The organism is Sorangiineae bacterium MSr11367 (assembly GCA_037157805.1).
GTDB lineage: Bacteria > Myxococcota_A > Polyangia > Polyangiales > Polyangiaceae > Pendulispora > Pendulispora rubella.
Genome location: CP089983.1, coordinates 9,743,901 through 9,769,246, shown reverse-complemented (window position 1 = coordinate 9,769,246; position 25,346 = coordinate 9,743,901). Strand labels below are relative to the sequence as shown.

The 25,346-nt window shown below is 65.3% G+C and carries 25 protein-coding genes; 19 read left to right on the top strand and 6 right to left on the bottom strand.

Annotation, left to right across the window (positions count from 1 at the left end):
- Positions 1-52: 52 nt before the first annotated feature.
- Together LVJ94_37620 and LVJ94_37615 are read right to left on the bottom strand one after the other, a co-directional pair.
- Positions 53-1,819, bottom strand: coding sequence for a protein kinase (locus LVJ94_37620; protein WXB02623.1), 1,767 nt, complete (start codon positions 1,817-1,819; stop codon positions 53-55).
- A 214-nt stretch (positions 1,820-2,033) separates the two neighbouring features.
- Complete coding sequence (locus LVJ94_37615; protein ID WXB02622.1) at positions 2,034-3,857, bottom strand: fatty acyl-AMP ligase; 1,824 nt, start codon at positions 3,855-3,857, stop codon at positions 2,034-2,036.
- Positions 3,858-4,187: 330 nt separating this feature from the next.
- Here LVJ94_37615 and LVJ94_37610 point away from each other — a divergent pair, with 330 nt between their 5' ends.
- Both LVJ94_37610 and LVJ94_37605 read left to right on the top strand, forming a co-directional pair.
- The gene (locus LVJ94_37610) at positions 4,188-4,985 is read left to right on the top strand and encodes a ferritin-like domain-containing protein (protein ID WXB02621.1); all 798 of its coding nucleotides are present in this window, start codon (positions 4,188-4,190) and stop codon (positions 4,983-4,985) included.
- Complete coding sequence (locus LVJ94_37605; protein WXB02620.1) at positions 4,958-5,851, top strand: hypothetical protein; 894 nt, start codon at positions 4,958-4,960, stop codon at positions 5,849-5,851. The genes LVJ94_37610 and LVJ94_37605 overlap by 28 nt, the downstream gene beginning before the upstream one ends.
- Here LVJ94_37605 and LVJ94_37600 read toward each other — a convergent pair.
- Complete coding sequence (locus LVJ94_37600) at positions 5,823-6,416, bottom strand: TetR family transcriptional regulator (GenBank protein ID WXB02619.1); 594 nt, start codon at positions 6,414-6,416, stop codon at positions 5,823-5,825. The genes LVJ94_37605 and LVJ94_37600 overlap by 29 nt on opposite strands.
- A 36-nt stretch (positions 6,417-6,452) precedes the next feature.
- Here LVJ94_37600 and LVJ94_37595 point away from each other — a divergent pair, with 36 nt between their 5' ends.
- The 6 genes from LVJ94_37595 to LVJ94_37570 all read left to right on the top strand — a co-directional run bounded on the left by LVJ94_37595 (position 6,453) and on the right by LVJ94_37570 (position 11,086).
- The gene (locus LVJ94_37595) at positions 6,453-6,875 is read left to right on the top strand and encodes a VOC family protein (protein WXB02618.1); all 423 of its coding nucleotides are present in this window, start codon (positions 6,453-6,455) and stop codon (positions 6,873-6,875) included.
- A 4-nt stretch (positions 6,876-6,879) separates the two neighbouring features.
- Positions 6,880-8,349, top strand: a complete 1,470-nt coding sequence (locus tag LVJ94_37590) for a CocE/NonD family hydrolase (protein WXB02617.1) — start codon at positions 6,880-6,882, stop codon at positions 8,347-8,349.
- Positions 8,350-8,360: 11 nt separating this feature from the next.
- The gene (locus tag LVJ94_37585; protein WXB02616.1) at positions 8,361-9,068 is read left to right on the top strand and encodes an amino acid racemase; all 708 of its coding nucleotides are present in this window, start codon (positions 8,361-8,363) and stop codon (positions 9,066-9,068) included.
- Between the two features lie 53 nt (positions 9,069-9,121).
- Positions 9,122-10,168 carry a general secretion pathway protein GspC gene (locus LVJ94_37580; GenBank protein ID WXB02615.1) on the top strand — a complete coding sequence of 349 codons (1,047 nt, stop codon included), beginning with the start codon at positions 9,122-9,124 and terminating at the stop codon, positions 10,166-10,168.
- A 241-nt stretch (positions 10,169-10,409) separates the two neighbouring features.
- On the top strand, positions 10,410-10,700 hold the full coding sequence (locus LVJ94_37575; GenBank protein WXB02614.1) for a hypothetical protein: 291 nt from the start codon (positions 10,410-10,412) through the stop codon (positions 10,698-10,700).
- Complete coding sequence (locus tag LVJ94_37570) at positions 10,697-11,086, top strand: response regulator (GenBank protein ID WXB02613.1); 390 nt, start codon at positions 10,697-10,699, stop codon at positions 11,084-11,086. Before LVJ94_37575 ends, LVJ94_37570 begins: the two co-directional genes overlap by 4 nt.
- Here LVJ94_37570 and LVJ94_37565 read toward each other — a convergent pair.
- Positions 11,063-12,202, bottom strand: coding sequence for a Gfo/Idh/MocA family oxidoreductase (locus LVJ94_37565; protein WXB02612.1), 1,140 nt, complete (start codon positions 12,200-12,202; stop codon positions 11,063-11,065). The two genes, LVJ94_37570 and LVJ94_37565, sit on opposite strands and share 24 nt — an antisense overlap.
- A gap of 167 nt (positions 12,203-12,369) precedes the next feature.
- Here LVJ94_37565 and LVJ94_37560 point away from each other — a divergent pair, with 167 nt between their 5' ends.
- From LVJ94_37560 to LVJ94_37520, 9 genes are all read left to right on the top strand, one after another.
- The gene (locus LVJ94_37560; protein WXB02611.1) at positions 12,370-13,131 is read left to right on the top strand and encodes a Ku protein; all 762 of its coding nucleotides are present in this window, start codon (positions 12,370-12,372) and stop codon (positions 13,129-13,131) included.
- Positions 13,128-13,733 (top strand): UdgX family uracil-DNA binding protein, encoded by a 606-nt coding sequence (locus tag LVJ94_37555; GenBank protein WXB02610.1) that lies wholly within the window; start codon positions 13,128-13,130, stop codon positions 13,731-13,733. Before LVJ94_37560 ends, LVJ94_37555 begins: the two co-directional genes overlap by 4 nt.
- Positions 13,730-16,066 carry a DNA ligase D gene (gene ligD / locus LVJ94_37550; protein WXB02609.1) on the top strand — a complete coding sequence of 779 codons (2,337 nt, stop codon included), beginning with the start codon at positions 13,730-13,732 and terminating at the stop codon, positions 16,064-16,066. Before LVJ94_37555 ends, ligD begins: the two co-directional genes overlap by 4 nt.
- Positions 16,059-16,937, top strand: coding sequence for a DUF72 domain-containing protein (locus LVJ94_37545; GenBank protein WXB02608.1), 879 nt, complete (start codon positions 16,059-16,061; stop codon positions 16,935-16,937). Before ligD ends, LVJ94_37545 begins: the two co-directional genes overlap by 8 nt.
- Positions 16,938-17,019: 82 nt before the next feature.
- Complete coding sequence (locus tag LVJ94_37540) at positions 17,020-18,051, top strand: hypothetical protein (GenBank protein ID WXB02607.1); 1,032 nt, start codon at positions 17,020-17,022, stop codon at positions 18,049-18,051.
- Between the two features lie 65 nt (positions 18,052-18,116).
- Positions 18,117-18,638: an RNA polymerase sigma factor gene (locus tag LVJ94_37535; GenBank protein ID WXB02606.1), complete on the top strand. Its 522-nt coding sequence runs from the start codon at positions 18,117-18,119 to the stop codon at positions 18,636-18,638.
- Complete coding sequence (locus tag LVJ94_37530) at positions 18,635-19,459, top strand: hypothetical protein (GenBank protein WXB02605.1); 825 nt, start codon at positions 18,635-18,637, stop codon at positions 19,457-19,459. The genes LVJ94_37535 and LVJ94_37530 overlap by 4 nt, the downstream gene beginning before the upstream one ends.
- A gap of 95 nt (positions 19,460-19,554) precedes the next feature.
- Positions 19,555-19,953, top strand: a complete 399-nt coding sequence (locus tag LVJ94_37525; GenBank protein ID WXB02604.1) for a hypothetical protein — start codon at positions 19,555-19,557, stop codon at positions 19,951-19,953.
- Between the two features lie 143 nt (positions 19,954-20,096).
- Positions 20,097-21,644, top strand: a complete 1,548-nt coding sequence (locus LVJ94_37520; protein ID WXB02603.1) for a hypothetical protein — start codon at positions 20,097-20,099, stop codon at positions 21,642-21,644.
- 15 nt (positions 21,645-21,659) lie between these two features.
- Here LVJ94_37520 and LVJ94_37515 read toward each other — a convergent pair whose 3' ends face one another.
- Positions 21,660-22,175, bottom strand: coding sequence for a hypothetical protein (locus LVJ94_37515; protein ID WXB02602.1), 516 nt, complete (start codon positions 22,173-22,175; stop codon positions 21,660-21,662).
- A gap of 261 nt (positions 22,176-22,436) precedes the next feature.
- Between LVJ94_37515 and LVJ94_37510 the strand changes: the two genes are divergently transcribed.
- Both LVJ94_37510 and LVJ94_37505 read left to right on the top strand, forming a co-directional pair.
- Positions 22,437-23,291 (top strand): SDR family oxidoreductase, encoded by an 855-nt coding sequence (locus LVJ94_37510; protein WXB02601.1) that lies wholly within the window; start codon positions 22,437-22,439, stop codon positions 23,289-23,291.
- Positions 23,272-24,669: an MFS transporter gene (locus tag LVJ94_37505; protein WXB02600.1), complete on the top strand. Its 1,398-nt coding sequence runs from the start codon at positions 23,272-23,274 to the stop codon at positions 24,667-24,669. Before LVJ94_37510 ends, LVJ94_37505 begins: the two co-directional genes overlap by 20 nt.
- On the opposite strand, the gene LVJ94_37500 is transcribed toward LVJ94_37505, so the two are convergent.
- Positions 24,611-25,273 (bottom strand): high-affinity nickel-transport family protein, encoded by a 663-nt coding sequence (locus LVJ94_37500; protein ID WXB02599.1) that lies wholly within the window; start codon positions 25,271-25,273, stop codon positions 24,611-24,613. The genes LVJ94_37505 and LVJ94_37500 overlap by 59 nt on opposite strands.
- Positions 25,274-25,346 lie beyond the last annotated feature (73 nt).

Below are 25,346 nucleotides of genomic sequence, written 5' to 3'. Positions count from 1 at the left end.
CCTTTCCGCGAGATTCGATTGCGCTCTTGCCTCGTACGTACCGACCTATGCCCTATTCGAGCACCTTGGTTTTCGGATCGTCGTCCTCGAGAACCTTCACCTTGCTGCTTGGAATTTGCGTCGCGCTGGGGGGAGGCGGCGCCGTTGCCGAGGCGGTGACTTGCCCCCCGTTGGGAACCTGACGCGCAGCACTTCGGGCGCGCGCCGGCGGCGGCGGATTGTTCACGACCGCCGGCGTAGGCTTCGCCGTTGGCACCAAGGTGAGCTGCCGCGTGACATCCGTGGACCCCGACTCCAGATCGACCACCAGGGTCGCTGGGACGTATCCGTCTTTGGTCACGATCAAGGTCTGCCGGCCCGGCGGCAGATCGATGCGCGCGGGTGTGCGGCCGACGGGTGAGCCATTCCAATCGACGATGGCACCGGCTGGGTCGGTGGTCAGCGAGACCGGCACGATGATCTTCGCCTGCGCTGCAGGCTGCGCAACCGGTGGGGGCGATGGAGCTTCGTGCACCACATTGTTGGTCCGGAGCATCTCGCGCCCGCCGACCAATATGAGGAGGAGCCCCACGCATGCGGCGAGCAAAAGGCCGATGGTGACCAACGCCGCACGAAAGCCGCGCGACACGGAGATCTCCACCGAGCTTTTCGATCCGGCATCGGTGAGCGTGGTCACCTCTTGCACGGGGGTGCGTGCGGTGCCGTCGTGCAATCGGGTCACCCCGGACTGCCGCTTGAATTGCGAGTGCGTCCCCGGCGAACCCATGTCCGTCTCGGAGTGCGCGTTCGCCACCGACGAGATATCCCCGTCGGGCGGCAACACCGCCGCCATGAAGGTGTACACCTGCTTGGCGATCGCCTCCTTGCGCTCTTGGAACATCGCCATCATGGCGCGCTCGATGGTCACCTCGCGGATGACCTCCCCCGTACGCCGGATGTACGCCTCCAGCGCTTCCCGCATCTCCGCTGCGGTTTGGTATCGCTTGGACGCATCTTTCTCCAAGGCCTTGGCTACGATCCCGTCCAACATGGGATCGATGTCGGGGCACACGGACGAAAGGCGCATGATCGGGTCGCGCCGCACCAGGTCCGTCAGGATCTTGGCGGGTTGGTCCTCGAACAACCGCCTCTGGGCGAGCATCTCCCAGAGCACGATGCCCATGGAGAAGAGATCCGAGCGCCGATCCACCCTGCCCAGGGCTTGCTCGGGCGCCATGTATCGGACCTTGCCCTTGAGAACACCGGCCTCCGTCTGTTCGGTATTGACCGCCTTCGCAATGCCGAAGTCGACGATCTTCGTCTCGCCGGTGTACGTGAGAAAAATATTCTGCGGCGAGATGTCACGATGAACCAGATCGAACGGCGCACCGTCGTAATCGCGCAGCTCGTGCGCATTGTGAAGGCCGCTCAGCGCGTCGGCGATGATGCGCGCCCACATCACGGACGAAATCTGGTGATGGATCTCATTGGCGTGCGCCACGCGATTGAGCGACTGTCCCTCGAGGTACTCCATGGCGATGAAGTACGTGCCCTCGTGTTCTCCGACCTCGTACGTGTGAACGATGTTCGGGTGCGCGAGCCGCGCGGCCAGGCGCGCCTCGTTCAGAAACATGTCCACCACGTGACCCTGTTCGGAGACCGATGCGCGCAGCCGCTTGATGACCGTGAGTTTGTTGAAACCCATCGGGCCGCGGGCTACTGCGAGAAAAACCTCCGCCATGCCGCCGCTGCCGAGCTTCGCAAAGAGCTGATACTTTCCGAATGTAGCGGACCCCTGCTCCGAGTCGTCGGAGTCCGTTTCCCTCCCTGCAGTCATCATCGAAGACCTCCCCAGCAATCAGAATTTACCTCATGGATGCTGGCGAGGAGGACATCGAATTAATCTATTTCAATAGCCGTTCCTCGGTGCCTGTATGCGAGAGCTGCAGCTTTCGGCAACCGCTGGATGCAGCCCGTCAGATGGCCTTGTGGTGGATCCAGGTCACTGGCATGACCACCAAAGCTCCACCGCAGGCTGCGGCGCTATTTCGATATCATGCCACGGCGCGATGAGCTGCCGGCTTTCCCGATACCGTGGAATCCGGTGCCGAGAGTGCATCCTCGCGATGGATTTCGCGCAGACGCTTGGCCAGCAGATCGGCACGGCATTGTTCACGCTGTACTTTGCCGCTGCTCGTTTTCGGAAGTGTGCGCGGTTCGATGAACACCAGCACGTCGGGTCTCACCTGGTGTTCCAGCGCGAGTGCACGCCGGATCTCGCTTGCCACCATGTCGTGTGTGCAATCCATGCCATCGCCGGCCATGCGCGCAGGGTCCAGCTCGGCGACCACGGCCAGTCCGTCGCCGTGCTCTTCCGAGTGGATCGTGAACGCCGCAGTGCACCCGGGACGGATCGCAGGGTGTGCTCGCTCGAGGGACTCCTCCAGATCGTGCGGGAAGAGGTATCGTCCGTGGAGCACGACGAGATCCGAGATGCGCGTGCATGGATAAAGCTGACCATCGAGCCAGAAGCCGAGATCGCCCGTGCGGAAATAGGCCTCGGCGTCATCGCCGTCGAGCCGCCCGCCAAAGCTCGTCTCCGTCAGCTCGGGCCTATGCCAATAGCCGGGTGAGATCGTCAATCCCCTCAACCAAATTTCTCCTACTTGGCCTTCGGGCATCTCGCGGTGGGTATTTGGATCCACCACCCGCACCGTGGTCAGCCCGTGGTGTGGAACGCCACATGCCATGAGCGATATGGCACTGCTGTCCCCGGGTCGCGCGCGACTCGCCCTGTGATCGATCTCGAGATCGTGTGCGCGAAAGCGTCCTTCCTGAGGCCGCACATTGGCATCGGGGCCGGTAATGAAGAGCGTGCCCTCGGCGCTGCCATAACATGGTGCGAAGGTTTCTTTCCGAAAACCAAAGGACTCGAACGCCTGGGCGAAGGCCTCCAGCGAGGGCGCACGCACGGGCTCGGCGCCGGTGATCATGCAGGCGAGGGACGACAGGTCCAGGCCGGTGAGGTCTTCGGACTTGGCTTTTTGCGCACACAGCGCAAATGCGAAATTGGGGCCGCCGCTGCGCGTGGCGCGAAAGGCCGAGATGGCGCGAAGCCACCGCATGGGTCGCTGCAGAAACGCCTCGGGCGACATGAGCGTGAGCTCTCCGCCGGTCCACCAGCTCTGTAAAAGATTGGCCATCAGGCCCATGTCGTGAAAGAGCGGCAGCCAGCCGACCCAGCGTGCGGGCATGCTGTGCAGGTAGGCTTTCTCGAGCGCCATGGCTTGCGCCACGATGTTTCCGTGCGTGACCATCACGCCCTTCGGCGTGCCCGTCGATCCCGACGTGTACTGCAACAGCGCAAGCGACTCCGAAGAAAGTGTTGCCATGCGATGGAACGACGCCCACTGCAAATCGTCCGTGGCCACCCAGTCAAGGTCGACGAACTCGGGAGCGTCGGCGAGAAGCGCCCTGGCTGCCAACGCCGTGGCGTCGTCCGTCAACACCATTCGCGCGCCACTGTCTTGGACGATACTGACCAAGCGAGGGAGGAGTCGCTTGAGACGAGCCGGATCGGGCGCGCCCGTCGCCACGGCGGGAACGCCCGCGTAGAAGCACGCGAGCAGGGCGGCCGCGAATTCGAGCCCCGTTGGATAGAGCAGCAACACGGGTTGCGAATCGCCACGCCGGTCACCGAGTCGTGCGGCGATGGTGCGCGCACGTTCATCCAGCGTGGCGTAATCCCACGTGCGTGACGGACCATCGTGGTCGCCGGTCACCAAGTATCGAAGAGCAACGTGTTCGGGATGCTTCGCGACGTGCGATTGAAAGCGTCTGACGATGGATTCGAACGATCGATTTTGGACATGATTCATTGGACTCAACCCCCCGGTTAAATCGGTATTCTGGATGCGCACGACTGACGCCGTCACCGCGGCGTTGGAACGATCCCGAGAGACTTTGGTCCCGAGCAAGTTCGGGACCCGAAGCACATCATCGAGCGGTGCTTTCGCTGTAGGCTTCCATGGCCCGCGCGCGCTCGCCCCAATGGGGCGCTCATCTGTGCGGATGCGGAAGCACTCGCGCAAACGATGCGCGAGGCGACGGCAACGAGCGGCCGGTGAAGCGGCCACGAAGCGGCACTGCGTCGACGTGAGTGCTCAAGCTGGGCGCGCTCCGACGATTTCTGGCAACATGTCCCGCGAATGAAGGAGCCTGAGGCCGGGACGATCGAGCGCTGGGCATGGGACTACGTCCAGTGCGACAGCATGGCGCAGAAGTTCGAGCCAGGTCCCGTGCCCGCACGCTGGGAGGTCGCCCCGCCCGCACGACGGCTTCTCGCACCGGGCAGGCCTTCGCAGCTTCGCATCGTGCGCAAGGCGGAGAAAACGCGTGGCATGTCCGCACCGAGCGGGCGGGCGCGAGCGTTGCACACCTTCCTTCATCACGAGCTGCAAGCCGCCGAGTTGATGGCGTGGGCCGTCCTCGCGTTCCCCGACACGCCCGAGGCCTTTCGCGCGGGCCTTCTGCGCATCGCGCAGGATGAAATGCGGCATATGCGCCTTTACCAGCAGGAGCTGGCGCGTCTTGGCCACACCTATGGAGACTTCGGGGTGCGCGATTGGTTCTGGGAGCGCATTCCGGGCTCGGTGGATCCCGCGGCCTTCGTCGCGGTGATGGGGCTCGGCGTCGAAAGCGCCAATCTGGAGCACACCGCGCGCTACGCGGCCATGTTTCGCGAGGCGGGCGACGAAGAGGGCGCTCGCGTGCAGGAGATCATCGGTCGCGAGGAAATCGCCCACGTGCGATTTGGCGTGCGCTGGTTCGAGTTCTTTCGCGCCGGGCTTTCCTTCGAAACGTGGTGTCGTTCCCTTCCTCCGCCGCTAACGCCGCTTCTCATGCGCGGCAAACCGTTGCACCGCGAGGCACGCCGCCGCGCGGGGCAACCCGAACCTTTTTTGGACGAACTCGACGCATGGCAGCCCGCATTGCCTGGGTCCTGAACCTCGACGCGGATCTGGAGCTCGCCACGCCGCGGCCGGGAGGCTACTCGCCGAAAAAGTCGGTGCTCGCGGCGATGCAACCGATGGTTGCGCGGCTCGCGGCCGTGTTGCTCGGTCCGAACGACGTTCTCGTCGAGGGTCGAAACGCGCGCGGCCTTCCAGGGCGCGCCTTCTGTCCGACGCCCCGCGCGTGCAAGATCTTCACGGCCGCGGGTGCGGTTCCCGAGCCGCATCCGCCCGTGGAGGTTCTCCGTCGCGTGAACTCGCGCGCCTTCGCGTCGGCGATGGGGGCCACCCTTCCATCGGGACGGTTCGTCACATCGCTCGACGAAGCGCGCGCGATGCTGGCCGCGTCGCCCGCCGTCGGCCGCGGATGGCGCATCAAGCGCGCGTTCGGCATGACGGGCCGTGGCCAAAGGCCCGTCGACGCCGGTGCCGCGTCCGAGGCGGATCTCGCCTTCGTTCGCGCGGGCCTCGCCGAGGGCGGCGTGCAAATCGAGCCCAACGTCTCCATCGTGGACGAGTACGCGATCCACGGCATGCTCGATCAAGAGGGGACGCATGCCCTGGGCGTATTGGTCAAGCAACGCTGTGATGCGCACGGAAGCTGGGTCGCCACGGACTGCATTCCCGAGCCGACACGAGCCGAGCGAACCATCTCCGCGCGACTCGCCGAGGAGGCGGCCCGTGTGGCGGAGGCGCTGGGGCGCGAAGGCTACTTCGGTCCCTTCGGCATCGACGCGTACACGTACCGCGATCGCGCAGGTACCATCGCACTGCAACCGCGCAGCGAGATCAACGCCCGCTACACGATGGGCTTCGCCATCGGTTTCGGCGTCATCTCCGGACGAGAAGCCCCTCGATGATCGCGCGGATGGCCGTGCGGTAGGTCCGCGCGCTCCCGCCCGCGTCGATGGCGAGGGCGGCGCGATCGAAGGCCGCGGAAAGCAGGCCGGTGAGCGCGTCCAGAGGAACCTTGACGATGTCTCCTTCGCGAATGGCGGCGGCGAGGCCTTCCCGCAAGGTCCGCTCGGCGTGCTCTTTGTCGATGGCGGCCATCTCCGCATGACCGAGCACCGCGGGGCCGTCGAGGAGCAGAAGCCGCGTGCGGCCCGCAACCGCCATGGCCTCGAGGTACGCGTCCGCACCGGACAGCAGCGCTTCGCGCGTCGCGAGTGACTCCGGCGCGGCGCGTTCGATCTCGTCGGCGACTTCTTTGGCCTCCTGTTCGATCACCGCGCGCAGCAAGGCCTTCTTGTCGGGGAAGTGGTGGTAAAGCGCCCCGCGTGTGACGCGTGCCGCCGCCACGATGTCGGGCGTGCCCGTGTCGGCATAGCCTCGCTCGGTGAAGAGCTGCCGTGCGGCCGAGATGAGTTCGCCTCTCGTGGCCTCGGTGCGCTCTTGGTTGGTTCGCCGCGCCCGCGTTTGCATACAGGCAGCATGTATGTTATTTGAAGGGAGCCTACAATGAAAATCACTTCGTACTACCCCGTAGTCTTGACCGACGACGTGGCCAAAACCGCGACGTTCTACGTCACCCACTTTGGCTTCGAGCCGCTCTTCGAGAGCGCGTGGTACGTGCACTTGCGCTCCACCTTCGCGGCCAACGTCAATCTGGGCATCGTCCAATACGATCACGAGACGGTGCCGCCCGAAGGCCGGGTCAAATCCGCCCTTCTGCTCAACTTCGAAGTCGACGATCCCGACGAGGTCTATGCACGCGTCGAGCAGGCGGGCCTCCCCATTCTGCGTACGCTTCGCGACGAGCCCTTCGGCCAACGCCACTTCATCACCGCCGACCCGAATGGCGTGATGATCGACGTCATCAAGCCGATTCCCCCCTCGGCCGAATTTGCCGCACAGTACGCCGACGAAGCCCTCCCTCGGTGAATCCATGAGTATCGTCTTCGAGTTCGACGTCGAGGTTCCGGCGCGCGATGGCGCGCTGCTCGCGTGCCATATCGCACGCCCCGCGGGGGAGGGGCGCTGGCCGGTCATCGTTGCGCGCACGCCCTACGGAAAAGACGGGGCCTTTACGAACCCCGTGCTCGATCCCATCGGTTTCGCGCGCGAAGGCTTCGCCGTCGTCGTTCAGGACGTGCGAAAGCGCGGCGGCTTTACTCCATTCGTCCACGAGGCGGACGACGGCGAGGATCTCGTCGCGTGGGCGGCCGCGCAGCCCTTCAGCACGGGCGACGTGTTCGCGAACGGCAACTCGTACCAGGGATTTGCACAATGGGCCGCTGCGACCCGTGCTCCGGGGGCACTTCGGGCCATCGCGCCGGGCCAGTCGCCGAGCATACCGTCGCGGACCATGTTTCATCGCGGCGGCGTATTCGAGCATGGGGCCATGACGACGTGGAGCTCGTCGCTGGGCCTCCCGCAGCCCTTCGAACCGAGCCCGCCCATGCTGGAAGCCTTCACCGAGGCGCAGTCGTACGAGCGCATCACCGTGCCGGCGCTCATCGTGGGCGGCTGGTACGACTACTTCGTGCAGGGCTCCATCGATCAATTCATCGGAATGCGTACCCGTGCCGGCAGCGCCCGCGCGCGCGAACGCACGCGGCTCGTCATGGGGCCTTGGACGCACGTTTCGCAATCGACCGTCCAGGGCGAGCGCTATTTGGGATTCGGCGCCTTGCCCGGCGTCGGGCTCGCGGGCGGCTTTCGCGGCGAGATTGCCCGCTTCTTCCGCGAGCAACTCTCCGACGAGCCGCCGGCGCGTGCACCGGTGCGCATCTTCGTCATGGGGACCAACACCTGGCGCGATGAAGGCGAATGGCCCATCGCCCGAACGCAGTACACCACCTGGTACCTGGGGGCGGGCTCGCTCGGCCCCGAGCCGCGCTGGTCACCGGCGTCGTGCATCGCCTACGATCCTGCATCCCCAGTGCCGACGTGGGGCGGCAACACGCTCGGCTTCACCGAGCTCGCGGGCCCCCGCGATCAGCGCCGCCTCGAGGCCCGCGACGACGTCCTCGTTTGCACCTCCGCGATCCTCGACGGCACCCTCGAGGTGACCGGTACCGTCGTCGTCGAACTGTGGGCCACCTCCAGCGCGCCCGAGGCGGACTTCGTCGTCAAGCTCGTCGACGTGGAGCCCGATGGCAGCGCCTTCAATGTGGCGGAGGGCATTCTTCGTATGGCACTCGAGCCCGGCCAGCCTCGTCTTTTCCACATCGAGCTGACCCCCACGAGCCATGCCTTCCAGCCCGGACATCGACTTCGGCTCGACGTGACGAGCAGCTCGTTTCCACGCTGGGCCAAGAACCCCCATCCCGGCGAGCACCGCGTCCTGCACGAGCAGGCCCATCCATCGCGCGTGATTCTGCCCATCGTTCCGGCCGCGCCCAAGTTGGCCTAGCCTAGGGCATCATGACCTCGCCGCCCGACCACATCGGAATCGTTGCCTGCTCCGCCGAAGGGGCCGCCCTTTGCTACCGCACCATCTGCGCGGAGGGGGCCCAGCTTCTCGGCCCGCATGCGCACCCCGAGGTGTCCATGCACACCCATTCCTTGGCGGATTACGTGGCCTGTCTCGACCGCAACGATTGGCAGGGCGTTGCCGAATTGATGATCGCCTCGGCGAACAAATTGGCATCCATCGGCGCTCGATTCCTGATTTGCCCCGACAACACGATTCACAAGGCCTTCCCGCACCTCCAAGGCCGCTCACCGCTTCCCTGGTTGCACATCGCCGAGGTCGTCGCGACGGAGGCCGTCCACCGCGGATTTCATCGCATTGGCGTGACGGGAACGGCGTGGACGATCGACAGCGAAGTCTATCCGGAAAAACTCAGCGCGCAGGGGCTCGGCTACGTCCGCCCGAGCGCTGCCGAGCGCGACGAGATCCACCGCATCATCATGGATGAATTGGTGTACGGCGTCATCAAGCCGGAGCAAGTTGCCTATTTCCAGCGGGTCATCGGAAGGCTGAAAGACGCCGGCTGCGATGCCGTCATCCTCGGCTGCACGGAGATCCCGCTCATCATGAACGACGGAAACTCCCCGCTGCCGACGCTCGACTCTACACGTCTTCTCGCGCTGGCCGCCCTGCAGCACGCCACGCGAAGTTCGAAATAGCTCGATTGCCACCTTGTCGCGCGGCGACGGGTGGCTGGCAGCTTCTCGCCATCGTGTCGCATCTTTTCGGAGCTCCGCCCGACGAAATACCGTTCAACGCGGGCTGGCCGGGCCTTTGCAATTCGGTCTCGTTCGAGATGGAGCATGCTCTGAGGAGACCCTATTGGATGATCACGCCGGCCCTCGTCATGGTGGCCGCCTTCTTTGGCGCGCAGGGCATCATGCAGGTGACCCGCATCGGTCTCATGAGCGATGCTGCGAGCTTCGCGCGCCCCCCTCTGGCGGCGCCGCCCCGAGCCGCATCCGAGACCGGCAGGCACGCGACCAGCGCCGACGCCATCCTCGCGCGCAATCCCTTCGACTCGGAGACGGGACCCCTCGGCGTCGCCAAGGCCGCGCCCAGCACCGACGCGAACGGAGTCACGTCCTCCGCCGTCGCCTGCGAGGGCGTGAAGGTGCACATCATTGCGGCATCGAGCGATCCCGATTGGTCCTACGCCGCATTGAGCGATGGCGCTGCCGGCGCGGAGAGCGCACCGTCGAATGTCGTTTTGCGCCGCCGCGGTGGAGACTTCAACGGCAAGAAGATCGAATACGTCGGCACCGATCGCGTTTGGCTCGATAGCAACGGATCCATCTGCCAGGCGCGGCTCTTTTCCGAGCCCGCCTCGCCCGAACCGGCGAGCCCTCGTCGACCGTCCGATACAGCCGCCAAGCCTGCACCAGGAGGCGCGACGTCGCTTCCACCGGAGATTGCCAACGGCATCAAGAAGGTGGGGGCCAACGAGTACGACATCGATCGCGGCGTGGTCGATCTCGTTTTCGAACGGCAGGGGGATTTGTTTCGCCACAGGATCGTTCCGGCCCTCGACAGCAGCGGCAAGACCATCGGGATCAACATCTTCGGGGTGTCCAAAGACTCCGTGCTCGGAAAGCTCGGTATCGAGAATGCCGACCGCATTCAACAGGTCAACGGCTTCGACGCGGGCAGCCCGGAGAAGATGCTCGAGGCCCTCGGACGCCTGCGCACGGCCAATCACTTGACGCTGACGGGGAGCCGAAACGGAAAAAATTTCGCGTTCGATTACAATATTAAATGACCTATGTACGGTAAAGGCTACACCGGTGGCACTTTTGTCGTGACCGACCGTCCTGATCGACCCATCCGGTTCGGCATGGAAAAACGATAAGGATCTTAGCAACTTTCAGCACAAGCGAAGCATCGAGGCCAAAGCTTGGCTCGGGCGATGCACCAGGTCCCAGCGTTCCTGGGGGGCGTGTCCTAGATTGGAGACTCGCCATGAAGTTACGAAACTCTTTCATCGGCGTCGGGGGTGTGAAATGAACTCCGAACGCAATCTCCCCGTCTACTTGCACTACGAGGAAGACGGGACTGTCTCGGCGCGTTGCCCGCTGATGCCCGATATTCAATGTCGCTCGGCCACGCGCGCCCTAGCCCTCGGCACGATGATGCAGCTTCTCCGCCGCGCGCCGAAGACCACACCGGAGCATGCGCAGAAATACGAAATTGTCTTTCTCGCCGTCGTTGCCTCCTCCGACAATCATTCGTCTCGCCCTCGGCGCGCCGTGAGCGGTGCGCCTGGGCGGGCCCGCAGGTATGCCCATCCATGATGCCTACATCTCGATCGCTCCTCGTCGTTGACGACGAAAAAAGCCTCGTCGAACTCGTGTCGTACTTTCTTCGTGGAAAAGGATTCGACATCGTACAGGGCAAAGATGGCATCGATGCCTTCTCGTCCCTGCTCTTGCACGAGCCGCATCTGATGCTGCTCGACTTGTGCCTCCCATGCATCACGGGGTTGGAGGTCATCAAACAGCTTCGCGACGACGCGAAGACCGCCGCCGTTTTCATCGTGGCCATGAGCGGCGATTCGTCGTTGCTCGATCGGGCATTGGAGCTCGGCGCCGATGAGGCGCTCGCCAAGCCTTTCAGTCGCGAGCGCCTCGTGGAGATCGTCGGGCGGCTGATGCCATCAGCGCCGGCTTACGTTGACTGAGCCATCGTTCGGCAAGCTGGGCGACGGCGCGTTGACCGTCTTCGGCTCCTGCACCGGCGGCTTCGCGATCTCATTGCGCAGATCGGGCCGCTGGGCGCGCTCGAAGGGACCTAGCTTCATCGGCCTCCCTTCGCGCGCGGCGCGGACGATGGCCCGAAGGACGCGCACGTCGGCGAGCCCTTCTTCGCCCGACGGCTCGGGCTCCGTTCCTTCCAAGATGCACCGGGAGAACGCGACGAGCTCGGGTGCAAACTGGTCACGCTTGGTAAAAATGGTCGTCCGCGTTTCACTTCCCACGGTCAAGGTGTGCGTCAAATCGTCATGGTACGTGTACGCGGGCTCGACGCGAAGATCGCCCTCGGTGCCCACGATGCGGTAGGTATCGATGCCCGCGGCCCCTTGGCTCGCGCCGAACGTGGCGATGCGGTCACCGGGAAAGCGCAGCACGGCCACCGTGGTGGCATCCACCCCGCGAAATCGCCCGTCGCCGTGCGACACCTGGTACGCGAACACCTCTTCGGGCTCGTCCCGAAAGATGGCCCGTGCTGCGTTGACACAATAGATGCCCATGTCGAAGAGTGCCCCACCGCCCACGTCCGGGCGCGTGCGGATGTCGCCCGGCCGTACCTGCTGCGCGAACGACGAATCGAAGAGCCGCACGGGCCCGAGGGTGCCATTCTTCACGAGCTCGATGGCCCGCAAGGTCGCCTCTTCGAAGTGCAGGCGATACGCGATCATGAGCTTCACCTCCGCTTTTTTGCACGCGCGGATCATGGCCTCGCAGTCCTCTTCGGTCATGGCCATGGGCTTCTCGCAGAGCACGTGCACCTTGCTCCGCGCGGCCCTTTCGGTGAATTCGCGGTGCATCGTATTGGGAAGCGCAATGTAGAGTGCATCGATCTTCGCCTGCGCCAGAATGGATTCGAGCTGATCGTACGATCCAACGTGGTGCACTCTGTATTGGGCGGCGAGTTTTTCCCGCTTCTCCGGATCGGACGAGACGATGGCCACAAGCTCCGAGTTTTCCTGGGCATGCTCGAACGCAGGTAATACCGCGGCTTGCGCGATGTTGCCGGCGCCCGCGACGGCGTAACGGATCTTTCGAGTGGAAGCCATTCGGGCGTTCCTCCTTTCGTGCCAGCTCCGAGTGCGTAGCAAGGGAGGGACCGCATTTTTGCTCGAGGTTGCTTTTTACGAATGGACCGATCGATGCACTGCGTCCCGTCACCATGGCGCATGCAATTTGGAGCGGGACCATTAACTTCGGACTGGTCAATATCCCAGTGCGACTCGTCACTGCGGTGCGCGATGCGTCGGGGGTGCATTTCAACTTTCTCCATGATGAGGATGGAGGCACCCTCCACAACGAGCGCATCTGCAACGAATGCGGAAAGAAGGTTTCCTGGGATCATGTCACCCGCGGTTATCCTTACAAGAAAGGCGAATACGTCGTCGTCGACGACGAAGATTTCCAAGCCGCCAGCGTGGAGGCTACGCAGTCCATCGACATCGTCCAATTCGCGAACGAGGACGAGATCGACCCCATGCTGTACGAAAAGCCGTACTACCTGGAGCCGGAAAAGAAGGCACACCATGCGTACGCTTTGCTGCGCAGCGCATTGGCGGAATCCGGCAAAGTCGGCATCGCGCGCGTGGTGCTGCGATCGCGCGAGCACATCGCGGCCTTGAAACCGAGCGGTGACGCCTTGGTGCTGGGCATGCTGCACTGGAAAACGGATATCGTGGGGGCGGACACGCTCGACCTGCCCAAAGCCGGCGCCCGGTCCGAAAAGACGCGCCCGGGCGAAATGAAGGCCGCCAATATGCTCATCGAGAGCATGACGGCGAAGTTCGATATTGGCGAATTCCACGATACGTACCACGAAAAGCTCATGGCGTTGATCCAACGTAAGGCACGCGGCAAGCCCATGCCCAAGTTGAAGAAGACGCGGCCGCGGGCCACCAACGTCGTCGACTTGGCCGACGTGCTGCAGCGCAGCCTGGCCGCGACCAAGCGTAAGCGCACGCGAAAGGCCGCCGCATGAGCGCCGCGAAATCGTTGCTGCGTCTGCGCGAAGACGCCAAATCGTGTCAGCGATGCGATTTGTGGCGCACGGGCACGCAAACCGTGTTCGGCGAGGGCCCCGCACGCGCGGAGATCCTGTTGATTGGAGAGCAACCCGGCGACATGGAGGATATCCAGGGCAGGCCGTTCGTGGGGCCGGCGGGGCGGCTTCTCGATCATGCGCTCGCGGAGGCCGGCATCGACCGCAAGCGCGTGTATCTGACCAACGTCGTCAAACACTTCAAATGGACGCCGCGCGGGAAACGTCGTCTCCATAGCAAGCCCAATCAAGGGGAAATCACGGCGTGCCGCTTCTGGCTCGATGCCGAGCTGGCCGCGGTGAAGCCGCGGATCATCGTCTGCCTCGGTGCGACGGCGGCGCAGGCCCTGCTGGGCAAATCGTTCCGCGTGACGCAGCACCGCGGCGAGCCGGTCCCTTCGCCGCTTGCGCCCCTGGTGCTGGCCACGGTGCATCCGTCGTCGTTGCTGCGCGCACCGGATCCTGAAACGCGCCGCACCGAGCGCGCACGGTTCGTGCGCGACCTCGCGGCTGCGCGCAAGCTCCTGGAGATGGCGGCATGAAGAAAGATACCCTTCGTCGATACCGAACCATGCGCGACTTCGACGCTACGCCCGAGCCCCGCGGCGAGGTGCGCGCCCGTGCCAAGCGGCTCTCGTACGTGGTGCAGCGACATGACGCAACCCGGTTGCATTACGACTTCCGTCTCGAATGGGACGGTGTGCTCAAGAGCTGGGCCGTGCCCAAGGGCCCGAGTTTGGTGCCCGGCGACAAGCGGCTCGCCGTCGAGGTGGAGGATCACCCGCTCGACTACGGACACTTCGAGGGCGCCATTCCCGAGGGGCATTACGGCGCAGGGCACGTGCTGCTCTGGGACGAGGGGACGTGGGAACCCGAGGGCGATCCGGATGCCGGCCTGGCCAAGGGCCGCTTGTCCTTTCGGCTCGAGGGCAAACGCCTCCACGGCGGGTTTTCCCTGGTGCGCATGCGCAGCCGCGGGGAAAAACAGAATCAATGGCTCTTGCTCAAGACGCGCGATGCGCACGCCAAAGCGCCGGGCTCGAAGGAGGTGACCGCCGCGGCGCGCGTGCCGAAGCTCGCGTCGTTCCACGTGCAGCTCGCGACCTTGGATACCGAGATCCCCAAGGGCGACGGGTGGATCTTCGAGCCAAAGCTCGACGGATACCGGGCGCTCGCATCCATCGAGCACGGCAAGGTTCGGATCGAGAGCCGCACGGGCCAAGACTGGACCGCGCGCTTCGAGCCGATCCGCAAAGCGCTCGCCGAGCTACCCATCGAATCGGCGGTGATGGACGGCGAGGTTTGCGCCCTCGACGAGAACGGGATTCCTAGCTTTCAGAAGATGCAGAATGCCAAGGATGCCGATGTCGTTTACTATATTTTCGATTTGCTCTTCGTCGACGGCTTCGACGTGCGCGATCGCCCGTTGGAAACGCGGAAGGCCATGCTGGCGTCCATTCTGGGAAATCGCAAATCGCCCATTGGATACGTCTCCCATTCGCCCGCCGAACAAGGCGCCGAGCTCTTCGAGCTCGCCTGCCGGCAGGGGGTCGAGGGCGTCGTGGCCAAGCGCAAAGACCAGCCGCATCGTCCGTCGCGTACCCGTGAGTGGATCAAAGTGAAATGCCAACAGCGCCAGGAGTTGGTCATCGTCGGTTTCACCGCGCCCGGCGGCAGCCGTCCGGGCCTCGGTGCACTCCTCCTCGGCGTGCACGACCAGCACGACGAGCTCCGTTACGTCGGAAAGGTGGGAACCGGCTTCACGGCGCGCATTCTGCGCGACCTGCACCGCCGCCTCACGAAGCTCGCCGTCGACGAGCCCGCCGTCGCCCGAGCGCCTCGCCTACGCAATGCCACGTGGGTGAAGCCGTCCCTGGTGGCCGAGGTGCGCTTCACGGAGTGGACCAAGGACGGCGCACTCCGGCACCCGGCGTTCGTCGGCCTGCGCGAGGACAAGCCATCGCGCGACGTCGTGCGGGAGTCGCGCGAGCAAGACGATACGACGGTGGCCGGCGTGCGCATCTCCCATCCCGAGCGCGTGCTCGATCGCACCTCCGGCACCACGAAGATCGCGCTCGCGCGCTACATCGAGTCGGTATCCCCGTCGATGCTTCCCCATGTGGAACGCCGCCCGCTCGCCCTCGTCCGGTGCCCTGAGGGCGACCGCGCCGAATGCTTCTTCCAAAAGCAGCGCACCCCCGGCATGCCCAAGTCCATCCATAGTACGAAAGTCGGAAAAAACGCCGTCATCTACGTGCAAGACGCCGAAGGCCTCGTCTCCCTCGCACAATTCGGCGCCATCGAACTCCATGGTTGGGGCTCTCGCATCCCGAATCCGCTCCACCCCAACCAGATCGTCATGGACATCGATCCCGATGTCTCCTTGCCATTCACCCGTGTCGTCGAGGCGGCCCTTGCGCTGCGCGATGCATGGAAGAGCCTTGGTCTCACCTGCTTCGTCAAGACCACGGGCGGCAAAGGTTTGCACGTCGTGGTGCCCATCGCGCCCGAACTCGGTTGGGACGACGTCAAGGACTTTACCCACGCCATCGCCCTCCGCTTCGAGAAGGAAGATCCCCACCGCTACACGTCGGTGATGTCGAAGCGAGCGCGCCACGGAAAAATCTTCATCGATTACCTTCGCAATGGTCATGGCGCCACCGCCATCGTCCCCTTTTCCCCCCGCGCGCGGCCTGGCGCACCCGTGGCCATGCCCGTGGCATGGCGCGATCTCGCCCACCTCGATCCGCAGGACTTCACCGTGGAGACGGTCCCGAAGGTCCTTGCACGCCGGCGCAAAGATCCATGGGCCGGTTTCTTCGAACTCGCGCAACGGCTTCCTTCCGCGCCCGCGGAGCGGCGCAAGAGTGCCTAGGCGCGGCCATGTCTACATTGGCATCTCCGGATGGAACTACCCATCCTGGCGCGGTGTCTTTTATCCCAAGGGCCTTCCGCAAAAACAGGAACTCGCACACGCCAGCCACACCTTCGAGAGCATCGAAGTCAATGGTTCGTTCTATTCGCTTCTCCGGCCCGAAAGGGTGATCCAATGGTACGAGGCCACGCCCGAAGGCTTCGTCTTTTCCATCAAAGGCAGCCGCTTCATCACGCACCTCAAACGGCTGCGCGACATCGAAACACCGCTGGCCAATTTCTTTGCCTCGGGCGTGTTGGCGTTGCGCGACAAGCTGGGCCCCATCCTCTGGCAACTGCCGCCGAGCACCTCGTTCGATCCGGCGCGCCTCGCGTACTTTTTCGATCAACTGCCGCGCACCACCCATGCCGCGGCCGCCATGGCGCGAAAGCATGACCATCGCTTGAAAAGCCGCGCCTACCTGCGGCCGCACGACGATAGACCCATCTCGTATGCCCTCGAGGTACGCCACCCGACCTTCGACGATCCTGCGTTCCTCGCCTTGCTTCGAAAATACGATATCGCACTTTGCATCGCCGATACCGCCGGCCGCTTTCCTTATCTGGAGGGCGTAACGTCCAACTTCGTTTACGTGCGCCTGCACGGCGACACCAAGCTTTACGAAAGTGGATATAGCCGCCGTGCGCTCCGAACCTGGGCGGAGCGCATCGCGCGATGGCAGCGTGTCCTTCGCGGCGGCGATGCCTACGTCTACTTCGACAACGACGCCAAAGTCCGCGCGCCGTTCGACGCGTGCAGCCTGCGTACCATCTGCGATGACGGCATCCTCCGCCCCTCGGACGGAACGTTTCGGGAGTGTCCGGCACCCTAAAGAAGCGCTATGACGGTACACTGCGTCGAGATGGTGCTTCCTTCCTGCCGGCCGAGTATCTTCCCCCCGTTCTTCTAATCCCATGGCGCTTACCTCCATTCGTGGCAGCACGGCCGTGCTCGGAGCCTTCGCGCTCTCATGGCTGGCGGGCGAGGGCCACGCCGCCGCCGACGAGCCACCACGGGTCCGGCTGGTCTACGTTCGCGGGCCTGGCACCGAGAAGTGTCCCGACGAGCGCGATCTGCGCAATGGTGTCGCCGCGCGCCTCGGGCGCGATCCATTCGACGATCACGCGGAACGCATGGTCACCGCGCGCGTTTCCCGCGCGCGCAAAATCCTGCGCGCCCGCATCGAGGTCCACGGTCCCGCGGGCGAGCTCTACGGGGAACGCGAGCTCTCGTCCAAGGACAAAGACTGCGCGGAGCTGGCCGAGGCCACGGAATTGGCCATCGCCATCGCCATCGATCCGCTCGGGGCCATGTCGCCCAAGCCCATCGTCACCGAGGCGCCGCCGACGGCCCCCGCACCCGTCGACGAGCCCCATCCTCCGCCGGCGCCGCCGCCCCAAGCCCCTGCGCGCGTAGCCGAACCGCTGCCGCCTCCCCCGCCTCCGCCGGCGCGCCCCCATCTTCAGTTCCACGCCGAGGGCGGCCCCGTGGGATCGCTTGGGGCAGGCCCGCAGGTCGCGGTTGGCGGTCGCTTGCTCGTCGGCCTGCGGCGCGCGCCCCTTTCGCTTGGGCTCGAGGGCCGCCTCGATGCGCCGACCACGCGCAGCGTCGGGCCCGGCAGCATCGAGACCTCGCTCATGCTGGCCGCGCTCGTGCCGTGCTACCACTACTCCGTGCTGGCGGGCTGCGCGATTCTCGGAGCGGGAGCGCTGCAATCGCACGGCCGATCCTTCGACGATTCTCGCGACGCCACGACCGCCGTTTTCATGGCGGGGGCCCGATTGGCCGTGGAGGTGCCGCTCGATGGCGTGCTATTTTTACACCTCCATTCCGATCTTCTCGCCGCACTGTCGCAGACCTCCGTGCAGGTCAACCAGTCGGAAGTATGGCAAACCCCGAGAATTTCCGGGGTTCTAGGAATGGGGTTGGGGGTAACTTTTCCGTGACGGATTCGCCCCGCTCATCCCGATTCCCTCATGTGGTAGCCACCCCGGCCCCTCAACCCAGTGCCGTGGGCTGGCGACCATCCTTCCGATCCATCTACGAGGCAGAATTCGACTACGTTTGGCAAACGCTTCGGCGTCTGGGGGTGCGCCCCTCGGATCTCGAGGACGTTGCGCACGATGTTTTCGTGACCGTTCACCGCAAACTCGACGACTACGACTCGTTCCGACCCATTCGCCCGTGGCTCTTCGGCATAGCTTTTCGCGTAGCATCTGATTACAGGCGGACCTCTCGCTTCAAGCGCGAGGTCTTCGACAGCGAACCCGAGAGACAGGACACGGCTCCCATCGCCGACGCACAGTTCGAGGCGAGGGAAGCTCAAAGGTTGGTGATGGCGGCGCTCGAGACGATCAACCTGGACCAACGGGCGGTTTTCATCCTGCACGAGCTGGATGGACAGACCATTCCCGAGGTCGCGAGTGCGCTGGGTGAGCCCCTCAACACCGTGTATTCGCGCCTGCGCCTCGCGCGCAAAGCCTTCGTCACCGCCGTCACGCGCATGCAGCAGGCGCAGCGGGTGAAATCATGAGCGACGATTTCGAGTCGCTGCCCCCGGCCATGCGCGCCCTGCTCGAGGCAGGCGCCGACGGGCCGCCCGCGTCGCAGCGGATGAAGGATCGCTTGCTCCAACGGGTCGAGGCGACGGTTCACACTGCGGAGATGGACGAGGCGGAAGACGAAGCCCCGCCCTCCCGCGCGGCCAACGAGGTGTGGGGCGCGCCGCCCGAGTCGCGATCGTACGTGGCCTCCGCCGTCGCCACCTATGCGACGCGCGCCCGATTGCGCGCGGCGCGCTATCCGCTGCTTGCGGCGGCGTTTGCCGTGGGCCTGCTCACGGGCGGTTTCGTGGTCTATACGGTGGTGCGTCCCCAGGCCGCACCGCAGGTGGCGCACGCGCCGTCTGCGATCCCGGCGCCGGAGGATTCTCCGCTGCGTCCGGCGACCGGCACCTCGGTGCCGTCGCCCGCACCCGTGGCGCCCGGCCTCTCGGTCCCCTCGGCGTCGATTGGCGCGCCCGCTCCTTCGGGGCCGGCGCGGGTCGAGCCGGAAGCGCGTGGCTCGGCGGCACCGGAAAATCGGGACAAGGTCGGTGCCGAGCGCGTGCTCGTGGAGACCGCGCGCGCGGCATTGGCGCGGGCCGATGCGTCGGGGGCCCTCGTGGTGCTGGAGCGGCACGCGCGCGAGTTTCCCAACGGCTCCTTCGCCGAGGAGCGGGAGGCGCTTGCGATCCAGGCCCTCGCGAAGACCGGCGACGAGGCCGGAGCGAAGACGCGCGGCGAGCGCTTTCGCCAGCACTACCCGCGCAGCCTGTTCATGCCCGTCGTGAACGACGCCACCCGCGGCCTCTAACCGACCGCGCACGATCGATTAACGGCAATGGTGTGATGGATCGAGGGCGTCCTTCCCAATTCATTGCATGAGGCGCTGATGCGCCGGCAGGACCCATGGCCAATCGCTTCGACCCAACTGACACCCTCGTTTCGGCGACGGGCGCCTCGTCGCACGTACGCGTGCGCGCCGCAGGCAGCACGCTGCAGGCGTCCCCGAACGATACGGGGACCCGCGGCCGGACCCCCGAGCCGCAGGCAAGTGCCGCTGCGCCCATCGGGCTGCCGCTCGGGCTCGCCTTCATTGGCGGATCCGTGGGCGGAATCGTCGGCGGTGGAGCGATGGCCCTCGACATCCAAATTGCGGTCTCCACCGGCCCGCTCTGGATCAAAGGTCTGGCCATGATCGCGGTCACCTGCACCGCGATGGCCCTGTTCATTCTCGCGCTCTGGCGGGTGCACGCTGGTCTCGACGGAGCTCCTCCGCGGGAAGGAAAAAATCGTCCGACCCGGTGATGGATTGGGCGGCATGCACCCAATCTCTTCATGACAGTTGCTCTTTTCCTCTTACTTGGCTTGTCCACTCCACCTCGAGAGGCTCACGCGTCGCAGCACGGCGCGTGAGCTTTCTCATTTCTGCTAGGCTGGGCCGCCTGCCAATGATGTTTCGGTCGCGCCCCGGGCGCGTGCGCTGCGCCCTCGGACTTACCTTCGTGCCGGTGCTTGCTTACGCACTCCTCGGCTCCCTCGGAGCATGCGACTACGTGGCCTACGTCGGCAACTACGACATCCCCGACGGCACCGTGACCGACGCCGGCCCGGACGTCGACGCCGACATCGACGCGAGCGTGCCCTGTGGGCCGAAGTCCTGCTTTGCCCCCGCGACGTGCTTGGATCCGCAAGGGGAAGGGAAGTGCTCGAACGACATCATGAGCATTTCCGCCGGGGGCGAGACCACCTGCGCGTTCCTGGCGGATGCTTCCCTGTGGTGCTGGGGGGGAAATCAGTTCGGAGCCCTCGGCCTGTCATCCGAGGGGGATAGTCAGTGCGATCCGGGCGACGGAACACGGGTGGCTTGCCGCCACAAGCCCAGCCCGGTCCCTGGGATGAACGACGTCATCCACGTCTCCGCGGGATTGCGTAGCGTCTGCGCCGTAAAGCGCGACAACTCGCTTTGGTGCTGGGGGAACAATCACTTCGGCCAGCTCGGGCACGCCCCCAATACCGCCGGGGATCGCCTCTGCCCTATGGTGAACGAGGGGACGTCGCTGGCGCCTGCGGAAGAGTGCAACTCCGTACCGACACGTGTGGAGGGGCTTTCCGCCATCGAAGTGGTCGTCAACCGCGACCATGCCTGCGCGATCAAGACGGACGGACTCGTCGTGTGCTGGGGGAAGAACCAATCGTATGCCCTCGGCACCCAGGCCATAGGCCAGGGCGAGGCTACGCACGTCCCTCAGCCGGTTGATTCACTGAAGAAGTCCCTTCACTTGGCCACCGGCATCTCGAGCTACCACACGTGCGCCATCGTGGGGGAGCGGCAACAGGTTTGGTGCTGGGGGGCCAACAACTTCAACGAACTTGGACATCCCAAGACTCGGGACACGGAGTGCTCGGGGAATTGCTCGTTCAAAGCGTCGCCCGTGGTCCAAAGCAATGGCGATGCAGCTGCCGACGTGCCTCTCGACAAGGTCACCGAACTGGCCGTGGGGTACACTTTCGCGTGCGCGCTTCGTGATGGGCGGGTCTATTGCTGGGGCTCCAACGACTTTGGCACCTTGGGCAAGGATGCCGTCGGGTCGTCCAATCCAAATCAAATTCAGGCATTGCCGCTCGCTCGCGGGCTCGGCGGCCGCTTCATTCATGCGTGCGCCGCGACGGAGGAACAACGGGTCTTTTGCTGGGGAGCCAACCTTCTCGGTGCCGTCGGGACGGGCGACATTTTGGGGGAGCGTTGTAAGGAGACGAGCGCCTGCCGACTGTCGCCGTACAACACGACCCTTGACCATGTCGTTGGAATCGCCGTCGGCGCGAGCACCTCGTACGCCTTGTTCGACAAGCGTTGGGCGATCTCCGCGTGGGGTGACAACAGCACGGCGCGTTTGGGCCACCCGCAGAACGAAGCTGGCGATTTTACGAACTGCGGTGACATCCCCCATGAGAGCGTGTGCAATGCCACGCCGCGACCCATCCCGCGGTTCCCCTGAAGGTTTGCTCGCGCCCTATTTGCGTGCGACGTCGGCCCAGCGCGTTGGCTCGGGGTGGGCACATGCTTCGCCCGTGCAAATCTTGGTCATCGCAATGGGCGCGATGTGAATGGTCGCGATGCGCAGAGCCCCGAGCGGAAGGCTGTGCGCACTCTTGGGGAGCGCGAGCACGGGGTGAAGCTCGAAGGTGACCCCCGCGGGTTTCAGCATCACCGAGACGGCATCGTCTCCGAGCAACATCGTCCCCAGCGCCACGTGATCCGCCTCCGCGAGGCGGCTGGCCAACACGCGGAACTGCTCTTCGTCCGACGAGCGACTGGTGACGAAGTACCTCGTGCCGAGCTTCCACGGGTTGATGAGCCGCCGCTCGCGCGTGTCGACGAGATCGATCCGATGCGGGCGCCCGCTTTCGGGACCATCGCGATCGTCCAGCGTGGGGCTCGCGAGATCGAGCTCACCGGATTCTCCAGACCAGACGGTGACGGAGAGCACGAGCTCTGCTTTGGACAGACGAGGACCAGTGAGTGGCATTCGATGAGCGCTCCCAACCCCCAATGAGACCGGTGGGGTTGGCCTCACCTCTGTAGTTACGGCCGTGCTGTGACCGACTTAAGGCCCTGGTGTGACATTCCCTTGTCGACCGCCCGGATGTGCGTCGCGACCCGACGAATCGTGCCACCGGTTACCGTCGCGCTGGCCGATCTTTGTGCAGCACAACCATGGTCAGGTTGAACGACGCGATCTAGAAATGATTCAGTTGTTGAATGATTCTTTAGAAGAAAGGGTCGAGTCATGATTCTGGTCACCGGGGCGACGGGGCACGTGGGCAGTGAGCTTTTGCCGATGCTGGTGGCGCGCGGCCATACCGTGCGCGCGATGAGCCGGCGGCCGGAGGCGGCGCTATTTCCAGAGGGAGTCGCCGTGGTGCGCGGCGACTTCGACGATGGCGCGAGCCTCGATGCCGCGATGCAGGGCGTGCATCGCGTCTTTCTGGTGACCACGCAGGCGATCGGCAGCATCCCCGCACCGACCCACGAGGCGCGCGTGGTGGAGGCTGCACGGCGCGCGCGTGTGCGCCACATCGTCAAGTTGTCCGTGCTCGGGGGCGCCGCCGAGGGAACGACGAACGACCCCATTGCGCGCTGGCATCACGCGGCCGAGGGAGCCATCAAGGAGAGCGGCATCGCCTGGACGATGCTGCGCCCCGGGCGCTTCATGTCGAATGCGCTGCAGTGGTCCGCGATGATCCGCGAGACCGGCAAGGTCCACGTCTCCTTCGCCCGGCGTCCCGCCGCCTCGATCGATCCGGCGGACATCGCCGCCGTCGCCGTGTGCGCGCTCACCGAACCGGGGCACGAGGGCAAGGCGCACGAGCTCTCCGGGCCCGAGGCGCTCACGCCGGAGCAGGAGATCGCCCTGCTCGGCACCGTCTTGGGCCGCCCGCTCTCCATGGTGCCGCTCGACAACGACGCCGCGCGCGCGGGAATGCGCCGCTGGGGTATGTCCGACGAGGTCATCGACGCCGCCTTCGCCCGGTCCGAGGCGGCGCATGGCACCGAGGTGCTGCCCACCGTCCAGCAGGTGACGGGTCGCGCCGCGCGCACCTTCGAACAGTGGGCGAGGGCACATGCAGGCGCGTTCCGCTGATTCCGCGGGCCGCTGGATCGCGCTGGCCTTCATCGCGCTGGCGCAGCTCATGGTCGCGCTCGACGCCACCATCGTGAGCATCGCGCTCCCATCCGTGCAGCGCGCGCTGCACTTTACCAATGCGGAGCGCCAGTGGGTCGTCACGGCGTACACCCTTCCGCTCGCGGGCCTGCTCCTGCTCGGCGGTCGCATCGCCGACTCCATCGGCCGCAAGCGCGCTTTCTTGATCGGCCTCACCGGTTTCGCCGCCGCATCGGCCCTCGGCGGTGCCGCGCTCGATCTGCGCATGCTCGCCTTCGCCCGCGCGCTGCAGGGCGCCTTTGCGGCCTTGCTCTCGCCCACCGCGCTCTCGCTTCTCGCGGTGACCTTCACCGAACCGCGCGAGCGCGCCAAGGCCTTCGCCGTCTATGGCGGCATCGCCGGAAGCGGCGGCGCCCTCGGCCTCGTGCTCGGCGGCGCGCTCACCCAGATGGCCAGCTGGCGCTGGTGCCTCTACGTCAACGTGGCCATCGCGGGCCTCGCCTTCTTCGGGGCGCGCCGCGTCGTCCCGCCCACCCCCGGCACCGGGGACCTGCGCGCCGACGTTCCCGGCGTCCTCCTCGTGGGCAGCGGCCTGGTGTGCGCCGTCTCCGCATGCACCTCGTCCTCGGCGCTCGCCTTGGCCATCGCCGCCGCCGTGCTTCTCGCGCTCTTCGTCCTCCGCGAAGCGCGCACCGAGAACCCTCTCTTGCCGCTCCACATCGTCGCCGATCGCAACCGCGGCGGCGCCTGCCTCTGCGCAGCCCTGGCCATCGTCGGCATGTTCGGGCTCTTCCTCTTGCTCACGTACTACTTCCAGACGGTCCTTCACTACCCGCCGGTCATGGCTGGCTTGGCCTTTCTGCCGATGACCGCCTCGTCGCTGTTCGTGGCGACCACCCTGGCCAGCCGCCTTCTGCCGCGCCTCCCACCGCGCGCGCTCATGGCGCCCGGCTTGCTCACCGCATCGTTCGGCATGGCGCTGCTCACCCGCATCGACGCCGGCACGCACTACCTCACGGGCATCCTCCCCGCCGAAATCTGCGTCGGCCTCGGCATGGGTTGCGCCATGATCACGGCCTTCAGCGTGGCCACCCAAGGCATCTCCCCCCGCGAAGCCGGCGTGGCCTCCGCCACCGTCAATGCCTCGCAGCAAGTCGGCGGCTCCATCGGCACCGCCCTCCTCAACGCCGTCGCCGCCACCGCCCTCGTCCCCGTTCAGGGCTACGCCACGGCGGCCGGGTGGGCCTCCGGCGCCCTCTTCCTGGCATCCCTCATCGCCACGCTTCTCATCACCTCGCCTAGCGCATCGCCGCGAACAGGCTCTGCGCCGCAAATGCCAGCCCCGCCATCACGCTGAGCACACCCGAACCGCGTGCAATCAGACGCGGCACCCGCTCGGAGACCTTCCCCGCGAACTTCAAAGGAAAGGCGATGAGCACCGTGATCAGCATCATACCCGCCACCGTTCCCAGGCCGAAGAGCGCGAGGTAGGCGAAGGCAAAGCCCCGGTCCCCAATCGTGCTCAAGGCGAGCAGTGTGATGGCGGCCGACCCAGCCAACCCGTGCACGATGCCCACCACGAACGGGCGCGCCGGCGACAGCAAGAGGTCCTGCGCCCGCGACGGCATCGCCGCGGGCGCGCGGCTTTTCAGGCTGACCACGCCGAGCACGATCAGCATGGCCGCCACCGCGAGGTCCATGGCCAACACCGCATTCGGCGGGACCGTCACCCGACCGATGAGCATCAGCGCCCCGACCGCAAACACGGTGAGGGTGTGCCCCAGGCCCCAGAACAGCCCCATGTGCAGCGCCCGCGGCAGCCGTGGATCGCGGCTCAAGATCGTCCCGATCGCCAGCACATGGTCGGGATCGGTCGCGTGCCTCATCCCGAGGACGAGCCCCAGAAGAAGCGTTCCCTGGCCGGCAGAAATGAACTGGTTCGTTGTAATTGTGTCACTCATGCATTTGCAATTCAATTGCGTTAATGTAAGGAACACAGAGCATAGGGGCAACCCGATACGGTTTCTTGTGCAA